The organism is uncultured Demequina sp. (genome assembly GCF_913055775.1).
GTDB lineage: Bacteria > Actinomycetota > Actinomycetes > Actinomycetales > Demequinaceae > Demequina.
In genome coordinates, this window is sequence record NZ_CAJXJX010000072.1 from 1 (window position 1) to 14,131 (window position 14,131).

Genomic DNA, 14,131 nt, shown 5'->3' on the forward strand with positions numbered 1-14,131 from the left:
GTGGCCGGTCAAGCCGAGCCGCCGTCCGTCAGCGTCACCCGGCCGCCCCGCGTCGTGCCGCCGGCGAGCGACGAGGTGCTGGACCTGCCCGATGCTCCGCGCAGGCCGCAGCCCCGGCAGTTCCCCCGTGTCGCGCTGCTGGCGCCGGTGGCGCTGGGCCTGACGATGTACGCGGTCACCGGTCGTCTGATCTCGCTCGTGTTCGTCGCGATGGCGCCGCTGATGATGGTGGGCTCGTACGTCGACACTCGGGTGAGCGCGCGCCGGCTGCTCGGACAGCAGACTGCGGAGTTCCGCCGCGCTCTGGACCTGGCGGTGGAGACCATGACGGAGCGTCATGAGCGCGAGCGCACGACCCGGAGTCAGCGCCACCCCGCCGTCGCGGACGTCATGGACAGCGTGCGCGATCGGGGCCCTCTGCTGTGGACGCACCGTCCCGAGCATGAGGCGTTCCTGACCGTGCGCATCGGCCTCGGATCCTCCCCCGCTCGGGCGACGGCGACCGTGTCGCCCATGCGGGATGCGGTCGCCGAGACCTGGAAGGAGGCCGATGCCGTGCGCCGCCGCTTCGCGTCGATCGACGGCGTGCCCGTCACGGCCGACCTGCGCTCTGCAGGGGCGGTGGGAGTCGCCGGTGCGGCCGCGCGGGAGGGTGCGGCAGGGAGTGGGGGTGAGGTGGCGCGGGCCGATGCGGTGGCGCGCGCCGTGCTTCTGCAGCTCGCCGGGCTGCACTCGCCGCAGGAGTGCGTGATCGCCGGGTTCGTGTCGCCAGCCGAGCCGGAAGCATGGCGGTGGCTCGAGTGGCTGCCTCACACCTCGTCGCCGGCCTCCCCGCTGAGTGCGGCGCACGTCGTGGTCGGCGCCGTGGGTGCGGAGGCGCTCGTGGGCCAGCTCGAGGCGCTCGTGTCGCACCGCGCGGGCGAGGACATCGAGCACCTGGTGCCCGTGCCTCGCGGGAGCGTTCCTACGGGCGCAGGAGCCGAGGCGCCGTCGACGCCGGCGATCGTGGTCCTCGTGTGCGACGACGCCGCAGCGGACCGGGCGCGGCTGATCCGACTCGCGGAGAGGGGCGCCGACGTCAACGTGCACGTGATCTGGGTCGCCGCCTCGCCGTCACGGGTGCCCGCGGCCTGCCGGACGGTCGTGGTCGTGGACGCCGCCAGCGCGAGCGTGGGACACGTGCGCGAGGGAGCCACCAGCACGCCGGTCGACTGCGACACCGTGACGGTGGCGCAGGCCGCGGCCGTCGCGCGGCAGCTGTGCTGCCTCGAGGATGTGGGCGCCGTCGACACCGGCGACGCGGCGGTGCCCCGCTCGGTGTCTTTCCTGGACCTCCACGGGTCGGAGGCGCTCGACCCGCGCCGGGCCGGCTCGAGCTGGTCCGCGCTCGACCGCGCCGTCGCAGCACCCGAGCACGGGCCGGTGTCGCGAAGGCCGTTCACGCTGCGCGCGCTCGTCGGTCACGACGGTAGCGAGCCCTTCTACCTGGACCTGATCTCTCAGGGTCCGCACGCGCTCGTCGGCGGGACCACAGGAGCGGGGAAGTCGGAGTTCCTCCAGTCGTGGATCCTCGCGATGGCGACCGCCCACAGCCCGGCGCGGGTCACGTTCCTCCTCGTCGACTACAAGGGCGGGTCCGCGTTCGCCGAGTGCACCCGTCTTCCCCACAGCGTGGGCCTGGTGACGGATCTGGCGCCGCACCTGGTCGACCGCGCTCTCGCCTCCCTGCGCGCTGAGCTTCGGATGCGCGAGCAGCTGCTCGCACGCAAGGGGGCGAAGGACCTCAAGACCCTGGTGAGAGCCGGCGATCCGGAGGCGCCTCCCAGCCTGGTGATCGTCGTCGACGAGTTCGCCGCGCTGGTGCAGGAGGTGCCGGCCTTCGTCGATGGGGTGGTCGACATCGCCCAGCGCGGGCGATCGCTCGGCCTCCACCTGATCCTGGCGACGCAGCGACCTGCGGGCGTCATCAAGGACAGCCTTCGCGCGAACACCAACCTGCGCATCGCGCTGCGGATGGCGGACGAGCCGGACTCCGTCGACGTGCTCGGCGTGGCGGACGCGGCCCACGTCGATCCTGCCCTGCCCGGTCGCGCGATGGCTCGGACCGGACCGGGCCGCGTCGCGTCGTTCCAGGCCGCGTTCGCCGGCGCGCACTCGACGGCGGAACCGGCGACGCCGGCGGTGGCCGTCCGCGAGCTGCACTGGGGCGAGGGACGCGTGTGGGAGTCTCCCGGGTCCGCTGGGGCGCCGGTCGCGGGGGAGACCGATGCGGCGCGCATGGTTGGCGCGCTGACCGAGGCCGCGCGGCGGCTTTCGGTGCCGCCGCCGCGGCGGCCGTGGCTCGACGAGCTGGCCCCCACCTATGACCTGCTCGATCTCGCGCGTCGAGCCCGGCCTGCAGCCGCCTTCGGACTCGAGGACGATCCGGCTCGACAGTCGCAGGGGCCGGTGGCCTACGACCCGGATCGGGAGGGCACCCTGCTGGTGCTGGGAGGCTCCGGCTCGGGCACCTCGACTGCGCTGCGGTCGATCGCGTTGGGCGAGACCCTCGCGGCCGGACGGGCCCCCGTGCACATCTATGGGATCGATCGTGGGGGCGGCGGGCTCGACATGCTGCGGTCGCTCCCGAACGTCGCGGACGTGGTGCACGTCGAGGACGCGGAGCGCATCGCGAGGATGATGACGCGGCTGTGCGCCGAGGTCGAGACGCGGGTGCGCCGCGCCACCGCTGTTCGTGCCTCGAGCCTGGACGACCTCCGGGAAGGTGCCGGCGATCCCGGGCTCCCACGGCTGCTGGTGCTCATCGACGGCTTCGGTGCGTTCCAGGCCGGGTACCTCGACGACGTGGCGCGGCACGACGTGTTCCGACGGCTCGTCACCGTGATGTCCGAGGGCCGGTCCGTCGGGGTGCACGTGGCGCTCGCCGCCGACCGGCTCCGGGCGCTCGTGGGCAGGACGCTCGTGCTGCGGCTGAACGACGAGGCCCAGTACGGGCTCGTGGGACTGCGCGGGACGGCGCTGTCGCCGTCCTCACCCCCGGGGCGCGGCTGCGATGCCGCGACACGCAGGGAGTTTCAGGTGGGTGTGCTCGGCGGTGATCCAAGCGTGAGGGTGCAGGCTCTGGCCGTCGATCGCCTCGCGGCCGAGCTCCGCGCGCGAGGCGCGGTCCCCGCGGCGCCGATTCCACGCCTGCCGGCGGTGGTGAGGGCATCCAGCCTGCCCGCGGATGTCGTGGGCCTGCCGGTGCTCGGCATCGACGCCGAGACGCTCGAGCCGCGAGGCTTCGAGGTCGAGCGCCCGATCGCGATTGCGGGTCAGCCCGGGACGGGACGCTCCACCGCGCTCGCCTGGATGGCGACAGCCATCCGCCGCGCCCACCCCGCCCGCACGCTGGTGCTGCTCACACAGCGCCGCACGCGCATCGGCGCTCTACGGGCCTGGGACGCCGTCCACCAGGGCCCCAACGCGGCAGACGAGCTCCTCGAGCGATGGCGAGAGCGACTGGAGCAGGCGGCCCACGGAGACGACTCGGTGGCGCTGTGCATCGAGAACGTCCAGGACTTCGGCGGCGGGCTGGGCGATGGAGCGCTGCTCCAGGCGGTCAAGGGCGCGCGCCGGCAGGGGCACCTGATCATCGGCGAGGCCGAGACTCAGGCCTGGGCCGTCGGAGCGCTCGCATCCGAGATCAGGAGCGCTCGGCGGGGTCTGATCCTCGCCCCCGAGGGCGCCGACTGCCAGATGCTGTTCGGTGTCCAGGCGCCCCGCGCGCCGCGTGGCCCCGTGCCGCCGGGACGTGGCCTGTGGGTCGAGGCAGGACGGGTCGCGACCGTGCACATGCCGTGGCCGGACGGAGAGTTCTCCACAGATCCGACGGCAGGCCTGCCGCCGGTGGTCGCGCCTCGTTAATTTGCTCGTATGCCGCCAGGGCGGTGGCTCCGGAAGGACGGACAGCATGGCCAATCTCACCGTGACCTACGACGACCTGCGGGTCGCCGCGGACCAGCTCCTGTCGGGACAGGGCGACATCGACGGGCGTCTGTCGGGGCTCAAGGCCTACATCGATGCGCTGGTCTCCGACGGCTACGTGACGTCCGCGTCGTCGGGGGCGTTCCAGGACCAGTACACGACCTTCACGGCGTCGGCGAAGCAGACCGTGGCCGCGCTCGAAGGGCTGAGCCAGTTCCTGCGGTCCGCCGCGGACGCGCTCCAGCAGACCGATGAGGCGCTCGCGGGCTCCATCCGGGGACAGTAGGGGCGGTCGTGGGGTCCAGGCTCGTGCTCGACCTCGACGCGCTCGCCCGGTCCACGGAGCAGCTGGCCGCCATCGCGGACGGTTTTTCCGATGCCGACACGGCGGTGGACCAGGTGACGGGGGCGATCGGCGGTGCGCCGGAGACGCACGAGCTGCGCGCGGCCGTGGAGCATGTCGCCGACAGCTGGCGCATCCGCCGCGAGCAGGTTCGCGAGGAGATTCGGCAGCTGGCGCTCATCGCCGGCTCGGTCGTCGAGCACCTGGGCGACACCGACCGCGATCTCGCGTCGAGTCTGGCGTCCGCGCCGCGTTCCACGGCCCTGCTGCCGGGGGACCCCGCGCACTCGGCGAGGGCCGTGTGATGGCGGACGTCCTCGGCTCGGACCTCCCGATCGACGGCGACCCGGACACGATCGAGGAGCACGCGAGCGCGTATGGGGGCATCGCGGACGCCATCCGTGCCACGTCCGAGAATCTCGCGGCCGTCGTCAACTCGGACGTGTCGGCGAGCGATGCCGTCGACGCGTTCTCAGAGGCGGCCTCAACGGTCCACGCGCACCTGAACGCCGTGGACCAGAGGTACGACGCCCTCGCTCACCAGCTGATGGCGTTCTCGACCGAGCTGCGCTGGCTCCAGGAGCGTGCCCGGGTGGTGATGGCCGAGGCCCGCCAGGCGCATGCGGACGGCGCCGGACTCGAGGCGCGCGCAGAGGTCCTGCGGGACCACGTCGCCGCGCTCGATCCCCAGGACCCGTCCGCGTGGGGCCAGCAGTCGATGGTGGAGCACCTAGACGCGCAGGTGAGGGAGCTGCACGCGGTGGTCGCCGCGCGGAGCCACGAGCTGGACGGGCTGATCGACGATTGGCGCCGCGCCGCACAGGGGTGCGCGCTCGCGATCCGCGGCGAGGTCGAGGGGTCCACGATCAACGACTCCGCGTGGGATCGGATGATGGCCACGGTGGAAGCCGTCGTCCACGAGCTGCTCCCGCTGATCGAGATCGTCCTGGACATCCTCGCGGTGGTCCTCACGATCGCTGCGGTGCTGGTCGTGCTCACCGGTGCGGGCGCCGCTCTCGCGCCGGCGCTGTTCGCGGTCGCCCGGCTCGCGACGGTCGCGTCGAAGATCGTCAGAGCCGTCAAGGTCGCGCTCACCACGATCCTCGTGTGCGCGGGCAGGGCCTCGCCCCTCGCTCTGGCGGCGATCGGCGTGGACGCCGCGGTCGGCAAGATCGGCGGCAAGGTCGCCGATGCCGCGGTGGGAGGCGTGGCCACGCGGTTCGCCGGCAGTCGCCTCGATGACGTCGCGCGGTTCGTGGGCGCTGTCGCGGTGGCCCCCGACACCCCGAGCGTGACCTGGGTGGGGCGCGTCATCGACGCCTCTCACAGCCCCGCCGTCCGCACGGCGGAGACCGTGGCCGACACCGCGGTCGACGTCTTCCCGGGCTTCGGTCTCGCGAAAGGTGTCGATGAGGGCCTGACGCTGATGTCCGCGTGGTACCCCAGCGACCATCCCCTCAACGGATGGAGCCTCATGGGAGTCGAGCTCACCCTCGACGTCGCCGGGCTCTATGGACGGACGGGGGCCGGGCCGCACGTGCCCACGTCACCTGGCGGCCTGCTGCTCGACCCGAGCTCGGGCGTGTCCGGCCAGGGTGCGGACGCGATGGCACCCGGCGAACCGTCCCGCGCCGGAGAGGCTTCATGAGCACGGTGTCGTTCGCCGCCCCCCGCGGCTGGACCGCAGTGACGCTCGGCGAGGACCGCGCGCAGGCGATCGATGCGGCGGTGGATGCTCTGGCGTCGACGGCACATCCTGACGCGGATGGCGCCGCGCAGCGATGGCTGCGCGAACGGCTCGTCGCCGCGACCGAGGTGCCGCCAGGCGCGCGCTGCGACGTCGTCGGACTGCTCGTTGCGTCCGCGCCAGTCGCGGGCGTGACGCTGCCGCTGTCGGCGCAGATCCTCAGGCTCCACGACGGCGTCATGGCGGGAGATCCCTGGCACGACCTCGCGCTGCTCGCGGCGCAGGACGCCTCGGCGACTCCGGTGGTGGTCGGGGGAGCGGTCTCGCTCCGGACCCACGCGGTGGGCGATGTCGCCTCGGCGGTCCGCGACGAGGTCGAGGTGGCGGCGATCGGCGCTCGCGACCGGGCGGCGATCCTCGACGGACTCGCCGAGGTGCCGAGCCTGCGGGTGCGCTACTACCTGCCCGGCCTGCACGGCACGCCGTGGCATGTGGTCGCGTTCACCGCACTGCTGGGGCGCGACGACGTCGAGCTGCGCACGCTCTACCTCGACCTGTGCGACACCTTCATGCAGTCGATGCGCGTGGCCCCGGACGTGGCGTGAGCGAGGCGCCGGAGTCGGTCAGCGGTCCTCGGGACGCTGCCAGCGGAACGTTCGCACCGCGACCACGAGCGCCGCGACGAACCACGCCGTGAGCATGATCGCGGTCATCCCGTGCTGCCAGCTCCCCGTCGCCTCCTGAGCCTCGAACGTCTCGGGCAGGAAGACCGAGCGCATGCCCTGGGCCAGCCACTTCAGCGGGAAGACCTCGGCGACCGACTGCAGCCATGACGGCAGCTGCGTGAACACGAAGAACACGCCGGACGTGAACTGGAGGAACAGCACCACGGGAGTCAGGATCGCCGACGCGGCCTTGGCGTTGCGCAGCAGCGAACTGGTGGCGATGCCGATCGCGGTGGCGGCGGCGGTGCCGAGCAGGAACACCCACGCGAAGGTCACCCACTGCTCGCCCGACGGCACCTGGACGTCGTACAGCAGGATGCCCATCGCGATGAGGATCGCGATCTGCACGATCGAGACCAGCACGAGGTGCACGATCTTGCCCACGAAGAAGGCCGTGGCGGGCAGCGGCGTCGCGTGGATGCGCTTGAGGATGTCCTCGTCGCGATCGATCGCGATCGAGATCGCGAGCGACTGGAAGCCGGTGTTGAGGATACCGCTCGCGACCATGCCCGCCATCAGGTACTGCGAGAACGTGACCCCGGTGTCGCCCAGGGTCTCGCTCCCGAAGATCGCGCCGAACATCGCCAGCAGCAGCATCGGGAACGCGAAGATGAAGATCATCTGCTCGCGCGAGCGCGTGAAGTCCTTGAGATCCACGACGATGCGATCCATCGCCATGCTCGCCCACGACGGGCTGGCCGATGCGCGGGAAGGGCTGGCAGCGGAGCGTTGAGTAGTCATCGGGTCGCCTCCTCGGTTGCGGCGGCCGGTTCGGCATCGGCCTGGGCGAGGCTCGCGGCGTCCATGCCGACCAGCTGCAGGTACACGTCCTCGAGAGACGGATGGCGCACCTCGAGCTCGGGAACCTCTCCCGCGTGCCGGCCCAGGAGCTCTCTGAGGAAGGCCGAGGGCACCGACGTCGACTCGCTGCGCGGCTCGCCGCCCTCGCGCCAGGTGATGTGGGCCTCGGTCGCGCGGGCGCGCAGGCCCGCGGGCGTGTCGAGCGCCACGAGCGATCCGTTCGCGATGATGCCGATGCGGTCCGCCAGATAGTCGGCCTCATCGAGGTAGTGCGTCGTGAGCACCACCGTGGTGCCGTCCGAGGTCAGGGATTCGATCAGCCGCCAGAACTGGCGGCGCGCCTCGGGGTCGAAACCGGTGGTCGGCTCGTCGAGGAACACGAGCTCCGGCCTGCCGATGACGGCGAGCGCGACGTCCAGGCGCCGCCGCTGGCCGCCCGAGAGCAGTTGGGGCTTCTCGGAGGCCTTCTCCGTGAGGCCCACGGCAGCCAGCGCCTCGTCCACGTCTCGCGGGTTCGAGTACAGCTTGGCCGCGTGGTGCAGCGACTCGCGCGCTGTCAGGAAGCTGCGGCCCGAGGTGGTCTGGAGCATGACGCCCAGGCGCTCGCGCCACGCGCGCGTCGGGTGCGCGGGGTCGACGCCCAGCACCTGCGCCTCGCCGGCGGTGCGCTTGCGGAAGCCCTCGAGAATCTCGACGGTCGTGGACTTGCCGGCGCCGTTGGGCCCGAGCAGTGCGAAGACCTCGCCCGTGCGGATCTCCAGGTCGAGGCCGTCGACGGCGTGGTTGTCGCCGTAGGTCTTGCGCAGGCCGGTGACGCTGATCGCTGCATCGCTCATGGGAACGAGGCTAGCGAGAGCGCCCCCGCCCCGCATCGGCTGAGCGGGTGACGCGCGCATCGGCCGCGCGGCCGACGTGCGACGCCGCCCAGGCGACGGGGTGCCCCTCCGGGCCCGCGCATCGGCTGTCCGCCGTCGCGCGCGCGGCGTTACTCGGCGAGCAGCGCCTGGATGCGACCGACGCCCTCGGCGAGGTCCTCGTCGCCCAGCGCGTAGCTGAGGCGCGCGTAGCCCGAGGGGCCGAACGCCTCGCCCGGCACGACCGCGACCTCCGCCTCCTCGAGGATCACGGCGGCCAGGTCGATCGAGCTGCCGATCTCGCGGCCGCGGACCGTGCGTCCGATCCAGCCCTCCACCGACGGATAGGCGTAGAACGCTCCGGTCGGTGTCGGGACCTGGAACCCGTCGATCTCGGACAGCATCGACACCATGGTGCGGCGGCGCCTGTCGAAGGCCTCGCGCATCTTCTCGACCTCGTCCATCGGGCCGGTGAGCGCCGCGATCGCCGCGCGCTGGGACACGTTCGCGACGTTCGACGTGAGGTGGCTCTGGAAGTTGGTCGCGGCCTTGATGACGTCCTGCGGGCCCACCATCCAGCCCACGCGCCACCCGGTCATCGCGAAGGTCTTCGCGACGCCGTTGAGGACGATGCAGGTGTCGGCGAGGTCGGGCACCACCGACAGCATGGGGGTGAACTCGGCGCCGTCGTACAGCAGGTGCTCGTAGATCTCGTCGGTGATGACCCAGATCCCGTGCTCGAGCGCCCACTCGCCGATGGCCTGGGTCTGCGCGCGCGAGTAGACCGCGCCGGTCGGGTTCGACGGGCTGCAGAACAGGAGCGCCTTCGTGGCGTCCGTGCGGGCGGCCTCGAGCTGCTCCACGGTGACCAGGTAGTCCTGGTCCGCTCCCGCGAAGACCTCGACCGTGGTCGCGCCGGTGAGCCCGATCGCCTCGGGATACGTGGTCCAGTACGGCGCGGGGAGGATGACCTCGTCGCCCGGGTCGAGGATGGCCGCGAACGCCTGGAACACGGCCTGCTTGCCGCCGTTGGTGACGAGCGTCGTGGCCGGATCGATCTCGTAGCCCGAGTCGCGCTTGGTCTTGTCCGCGATCGCCTGGCGCAGCTCCGGGAGTCCGGACGCGGGCGTGTAGCGGTGGTTCTTGGGGTCACGCGCGGCCTCGATCGCCGCCTCGACGATGTGCTGCGGCGTGGGGAAGTCGGGCTCTCCGGCGCCGAAGCCGATCACGGGCCGGCCGGCTGCCTTGAGGGCCTTGGCCTTGGCGTCGACGGCGAGGGTGGCGGAGGGCGCGATGGCGCCAAGACGGGCGGAGACACGGTTCTTGGAGGTCACGGCCTCGATTCTTCCACGTTGCGCGGGAGCGGGCACCCGCCCGATGTCCCGGGTCGGGCCGCGCCGCCCGCCCCTCCGGGCACGTCCAACGCATGCTGGCCGGAATCGTCAGTGGATATTGCCTCGATCGGACAGTTCTCACGGATGGACACGCATACGTCCGTTTCTGCGGCCCCGCTCGTCGTCCACAGATCCTGGTCGCGGCCCCCACAGCAGCGCAGAACCAGGCACGGTCAGAGCATGTGCGTACGGAACCACGTCGAGCGTGTCGGGGGAGTCGCCCGCGTGAGCTGGCTGCGCGCGGGAGGGTGCTCTCGGCGCGCGATCGCGGCCGCAGTCGCAGAGGGGAGCGTCCATCGTGTGCGCCACGGAATCCTGGCCGTCCCTGACGCCGACCCGCTCGTGCTGCGAGCGGTGACGCTCCGTGGTGTGCTGACCTGCGTCTCCGCACTTGCGACTCACGGGGTCGCGATGCTCCGGGGGTCTCCCGCGGTGCACCTCGCGGTGTCGAGCACCTACACCACAGCCGGTCGGGATGTGCGTGGGGTGCGCCTCCACTACCGGGTCGATGCGCGCGGGCCGGAGGGCAACGGGCCGCCGGTGGCGGTGGTCGCCCAGGCGCTCGACGACGCGGGCAGATGTCTTGATGAGCGCAGCCACCTGGTCGCGGTCGACTCGGCCCTCCACCAGGGTCTCGTGACCCACGCGGACATCGCGGCGTTCACGGCGACCCCTGCGGCCAGGAGGCAGTGGCTGCTGGCGCACGCCGACGGCCGATCCGAGTCGGTGGGCGAGACGCTGGCGCGACTCGACTGCGTGAAGCGGGGGCTCTCGGTGCATCCTCAGCGGTTCCTGCCGCATGTCGGGCGGGTGGATCTGGTTGTCGAGGGCCAGGTGGTGATCGAGGTGGACGGCCGCGCGTTCCACTCGGATAGGGAATCATTCGTGCGTGACCGGCGTCGCGGGAGGCGCGCGGTGCGCGCTGGCCTACCCGTGTTGAGGTTTGCCGCGGCTGAGCTTCTGGGGTCCGATGCGGTGGACGTGGGGGCGGAAGTCGAGGCCTTCCTGGCCGAGCACAAGCCACGGAGGCCCGGGCGATCATGAGTGGAACCTGCGCCTGCGGGACCCTACTTACGCATGGTCGCGCCGGCCATGCGTGAGACCTGCACGACCCGGTTCGCTTTCCGCGCCGGAAACCCGTACCATTGCAGTTCGGCGATTGACAGACGTCATGGTGAAGCGCGCCCTGGTGCGGCCATCGTGAACCTGTCGGGAGCCACGGGAGCACCCACCGCTCCCGGAGGGCAGTGGCGCAATTGGTAGCGCATCGGTCTCCAAAACCGACGGTTGGGGGTTCGAGTCCCTCCTGCCCTGCTGAGCGCGGCGCGTCCGCGTCGCATTCAAACCCCTCAAGCGAAGGACTTCCCGGTGAGCGAATCTGCCGTGACGGATTCCGGAGAGAAGGACCCGCGGCACGAGAGCCGCGAGGGCCGGAGCATCTTCGGACGCATCGCGCTGTTCGTGCGCCAGGTGATCTCGGAGCTCAAGCGCGTGGTCACGCCCACCCGCGAGGAGCTGATCCGATACATCTGGATCGTGCTCGCGTTCGTGGCTGTGATGATGCTGATCACGTTCGGTCTGGACTTCGTGTTCAACTGGGCGTCCTCGCAGGTATTCGGCGGCTGACGGCCGCCCTGAAAGGTAAGTGGTGACAGGTGAGTGACGAGAAGCTCGACGCCGCCAGCGACAAGCTGGACGAGCTCGTGGCAGACATCGCCGAGGCGACCGAGCGCGCCGAGGAGGCTGCCGACGCCCCGGCCGAGGAGACCACGCCTGCCGTCGACGAGGCCGACCTGAGCGACGCCCCGGCCGACGCCGTGGTCGAGTCCGACGACGCCGTGCCGGCCGACGAGCCGGTCGAGCCCGCAGAGGCTGTCGCGGTCGTCGACGAGGCTGCAGCGGAGGAGGCGCCCGAGGCGGTGGCCGATCCCGCCGAGGACTTCCGCCTCGAGCTGCGCATGCAGGAGGGCGACTGGTACGTGGTCCACTCGTACTCGGGCCACGAGAAGCGCGTGAAGCAGGCCATCGAGCACCGCCGCGAGTCGCTCCACATGGAGGACTTCATCTTCCAGGTCGAGGTCCCCATGGAGGACGTGACCGAGGTCAAGGGCGGCCAGCGCAAGATCGTCACCCGTGTCCGCATGCCCGGATACGTCCTGGTGCGCATGCACCTCACCGACGAGTCGTGGGGAACCGTGCGCAACACCCCCGGCGTCACCGGCTTCGTGGGCCACGCCCAGCAGCCCGTGCCGCTGACCATGGACGAGGTGTACGGCATGCTCGCCCCGTCGCAGCCCGCAGCGGAGGCGGCCGAGCCCGAGGCCGACGCCCCCGCGAAGCCGGTGGAGGTCGACTTCGAGGTCGGCGAGTCGATCACCGTCGTCGACGGCCCGTTCGCGACCCTCCCCGGCACCATCTCCGAGATCAGCGTGGAGTCCCAGAAGCTCCACGTACTCGTTTCCATCTTCGGCCGGGAGACCCCGGTCGAGCTGGGATTCACCCAGGTCACCAAGATCTAGGCTCCCCAGCACACCAGGCGGCGCCCGCCGCCACGAACCACAGAAGGACCCGAAACCACCATGGCAGCACCGAAGAAGAAGGTCGCCGGCCTGATCAAGCTCCAGATCCAGGCTGGCGCGGCCAACCCCGCGCCGCCCGTGGGCCCCGCCCTCGGACAGCACGGCGTCAACATCATGGAGTTCTGCAAGGCCTACAACGCGGCCACCGAGTCGCAGCGCGGCAACGTGATCCCCGTGGAGATCACGGTCTACGAAGACCGTTCCTTCACGTTCATCACGAAGACCCCGCCGGCCGCAGAGCTCATCAAGAAGGCCGCAGGCGTCCAGAAGGGCTCCGGCGTCCCGCACACGGACAAGGTCGGCTCGATCACCGACGCTCAGGTCCGCGAGATCGCCGAGCAGAAGATGGCCGACCTCAACGCCAATGACATCGACGCCGCCGCGAAGATCATCGCGGGCACCGCGCGCTCGATGGGCATCACCGTCAACTAGCACCACCCAGTGGGAGGGGGCGCGCTGCCCCGAACCACGACTGCACAGGAAAGAGAAGCAGATGACCAAGCGCTCCAAGGCTTACAAGGATGCGGCGCAGCTCGTCGACCGCACCCAGCTGTACACCCCGCTCGAGGCCGTGCGCCTCGCGCAGAAGACGTCCTCCAAGAACACCGACGCGACCATCGACGCGGTGTTCAAGCTGGGCGTCGACCCCCGTCACGCGGACCAGGCCGTCCGTTCCACCGTCATCCTGCCCCACGGCACCGGCAAGACCGCTCGGGTCCTGGTCTTCGCCAACGGTGACAAGGCAGAGGCGGCACGCGAGGCCGGCGCCGACATCGTCGGCGGCGACGAGCTCATCGAGGAGGTGCAGGGCGGTCGGCAGGACTTCGACGCCGTCGTCGCCACCCCTGACCTCATGGGCAAGGTCGGCCGTCTGGGCAAGGTGCTGGGTCCCCGTGGCCTCATGCCGAACCCCAAGACCGGCACCGTGACCATGGACGTGGTCAAGGCCGTGTCCGACATCAAGGGCGGAAAGATCGAGTTCCGCGTCGACAAGCACGCCAACCTCCACACGGTGATCGGCAAGGCGTCGTTCGGCGACGAGAAGCTGCTCGAGAACTTCCAGGCCGTGCTCGACGAGGTCAACCGCGTCAAGCCGTCCGCCTCCAAGGGCCGCTACATCATCAAGGCCTCGGTCTCGGCGACCACCGGCCCGGGAATCCCCGTGGACACGGCCGCCAAGGCGGAGAAGTAACGCCCGCATAGACGCACTCGCGCGAGTCCCGGCGACCCCGGGATGAGCGTCGCGAGAGCACGTGTCGTGCCCGAGCCGTGACCCGGCGATGGCGCGGCACCCGGCCCGGCTCCCCCGTCAGGGGAAGCCGGGCCTTCTGGCGTCTCGGCGGGGTTCGCCTCGCATTCACCGTCCCGACAGCCCTCCGTCACCTCGGAGCCCTAGCGTGGACTGCGGCGCAGGTCCGAGCGCCGCAGGAGGTGACGACGTGCCCGTACAGCCGCCGATCGTGTGCTCGTTCCACACGCCGGACGCGTACTACCGAGAGCACGGCGACCGCCTCCGGGCGTCACTCGACCGGCTGGGCCTCGATCACGACGTCCGCCAGATCGAGAAGGCTCCCGACCAGGACTGGGCCGATGTCTGCCGGCAGAAGATCGCCTTCCTCGCGGAGGTCTGTGAGGCCCACCCCGATCGAGCGGTGTTCTGGATCGACGCGGACTGCTCGCTGCTGTCGATGCCCGAGTGGGTGCGGTCCTTCAGCGCGGACCTGGTGGGATTCCAGCGCGGATTCGGCAGCCCCCTGGCCATCGGCTACGCGCGCCGGACGC

General features: G+C 71.3%; 13 protein-coding genes, 1 tRNA gene and 1 pseudogene. 12 read left to right on the forward strand and 3 right to left on the reverse strand.

Translation table 11 applies throughout. The features are described 5' to 3' along the window. The 5 genes from QZ483_RS08505 to QZ483_RS08525 form a co-directional block, all read left to right on the forward strand. A partial coding sequence (locus QZ483_RS08505) for an FtsK/SpoIIIE domain-containing protein (RefSeq protein WP_297082931.1) occupies positions 1 to 3,906 on the forward strand: 3,906 nt, incomplete at its 5' end. Between the two features lie 46 nt (positions 3,907 to 3,952). Further along, positions 3,953 to 4,252 (forward strand): WXG100 family type VII secretion target, encoded by a 300-nt coding sequence (locus tag QZ483_RS08510; RefSeq protein WP_297082934.1) that lies wholly within the window; start codon positions 3,953 to 3,955, stop codon positions 4,250 to 4,252. 8 nt (positions 4,253 to 4,260) lie between these two features. Then, positions 4,261 to 4,614 carry a hypothetical protein gene (locus tag QZ483_RS08515; protein WP_297082936.1) on the forward strand — a complete coding sequence of 118 codons (354 nt, stop codon included), beginning with the start codon at positions 4,261 to 4,263 and terminating at the stop codon, positions 4,612 to 4,614. Next, entirely contained in the window at positions 4,614 to 5,957 is a 1,344-nt protein-coding gene (locus tag QZ483_RS08520) for a hypothetical protein (protein ID WP_297082938.1), read from the forward strand. The genes QZ483_RS08515 and QZ483_RS08520 overlap by 1 nt, the downstream gene beginning before the upstream one ends. Then, the gene (locus QZ483_RS08525) at positions 5,954 to 6,601 is read left to right on the forward strand and encodes a hypothetical protein (RefSeq protein WP_297082940.1); all 648 of its coding nucleotides are present in this window, start codon (positions 5,954 to 5,956) and stop codon (positions 6,599 to 6,601) included. The genes QZ483_RS08520 and QZ483_RS08525 overlap by 4 nt, the downstream gene beginning before the upstream one ends. A gap of 18 nt (positions 6,602 to 6,619) precedes the next feature. On the opposite strand, the gene QZ483_RS08530 is transcribed toward QZ483_RS08525, so the two are convergent. The 3 genes from QZ483_RS08530 to QZ483_RS08540 all read right to left on the reverse strand — a co-directional run bounded on the left by QZ483_RS08530 (position 6,620) and on the right by QZ483_RS08540 (position 9,719). After that, complete coding sequence (locus QZ483_RS08530) at positions 6,620 to 7,462, reverse strand: ABC transporter permease (RefSeq protein ID WP_297082942.1); 843 nt, start codon at positions 7,460 to 7,462, stop codon at positions 6,620 to 6,622. Further along, positions 7,459 to 8,358 carry an ABC transporter ATP-binding protein gene (locus QZ483_RS08535; protein ID WP_297082943.1) on the reverse strand — a complete coding sequence of 300 codons (900 nt, stop codon included), beginning with the start codon at positions 8,356 to 8,358 and terminating at the stop codon, positions 7,459 to 7,461. The genes QZ483_RS08530 and QZ483_RS08535 overlap by 4 nt, the downstream gene beginning before the upstream one ends. 149 nt (positions 8,359 to 8,507) lie before the next feature. Continuing rightward, positions 8,508 to 9,719, reverse strand: a complete 1,212-nt coding sequence (locus tag QZ483_RS08540; RefSeq protein WP_297082953.1) for a pyridoxal phosphate-dependent aminotransferase — start codon at positions 9,717 to 9,719, stop codon at positions 8,508 to 8,510. Between the two features lie 231 nt (positions 9,720 to 9,950). Here QZ483_RS08540 and QZ483_RS08545 point away from each other — a divergent pair, with 231 nt between their 5' ends. From QZ483_RS08545 to QZ483_RS08575, 7 genes and pseudogenes are all read left to right on the forward strand, one after another. Next, a complete protein-coding gene (locus QZ483_RS08545) occupies positions 9,951 to 10,814 on the forward strand; it encodes a type IV toxin-antitoxin system AbiEi family antitoxin domain-containing protein (protein ID WP_297082945.1) in 864 nt (287 codons plus the stop codon). A 197-nt stretch (positions 10,815 to 11,011) separates the two neighbouring features. Continuing rightward, a tRNA-Trp gene (locus tag QZ483_RS08550) sits at positions 11,012 to 11,084 on the forward strand. Positions 11,085 to 11,138: 54 nt separating this feature from the next. Continuing rightward, entirely contained in the window at positions 11,139 to 11,396 is a 258-nt protein-coding gene (gene secE / locus QZ483_RS08555) for a preprotein translocase subunit SecE (RefSeq protein ID WP_297082947.1), read from the forward strand. Between the two features lie 29 nt (positions 11,397 to 11,425). Next, on the forward strand, positions 11,426 to 12,289 hold the full coding sequence (gene nusG / locus QZ483_RS08560; protein ID WP_297082948.1) for a transcription termination/antitermination protein NusG: 864 nt from the start codon (positions 11,426 to 11,428) through the stop codon (positions 12,287 to 12,289). 60 nt (positions 12,290 to 12,349) lie between these two features. Next, positions 12,350 to 12,781, forward strand: coding sequence for a 50S ribosomal protein L11 (gene rplK / locus QZ483_RS08565; protein WP_297082949.1), 432 nt, complete (start codon positions 12,350 to 12,352; stop codon positions 12,779 to 12,781). 61 nt (positions 12,782 to 12,842) lie between these two features. Beyond that, positions 12,843 to 13,541, forward strand: coding sequence for a 50S ribosomal protein L1 (gene rplA / locus QZ483_RS08570; protein WP_297082951.1), 699 nt, complete (start codon positions 12,843 to 12,845; stop codon positions 13,539 to 13,541). A gap of 247 nt (positions 13,542 to 13,788) precedes the next feature. Beyond that, positions 13,789 to 14,131 (forward strand): annotated as a pseudogene (locus QZ483_RS08575) (hypothetical protein); the annotation flags it as partial.